Below are 242 nucleotides of genomic sequence, written 5' to 3'. Positions count from 1 at the left end.
TTCCCCTTCGGGGGACAGAGTGACAGGTGGTGCATGGTTGTCGTCAGCTCGTGTCGTGAGATGTTGGGTTAAGTCCCGCAACGAGCGCAACCCTTGATCTTAGTTGCCAGCATTCAGTTGGGCACTCTAAGGTGACTGCCGGTGACAAACCGGAGGAAGGTGGGGATGACGTCAAATCATCATGCCCCTTATGACCTGGGCTACACACGTGCTACAATGGATGGTACAAAGGGCTGCAAGAC

General features: G+C 54.5%; 1 rRNA gene. It reads left to right on the top strand.

Annotated features, from left to right (window positions below):
• A 16S ribosomal RNA gene (locus M3610_RS27860) occupies window positions 1–242 on the top strand; the annotation flags it as partial.

The organism is Neobacillus sp. MER 74, from assembly GCF_023714155.1.
The sequence above is the reverse complement of the archived record's forward strand: the minus strand, read 5'-3'. Positions and strand labels throughout refer to the sequence as shown.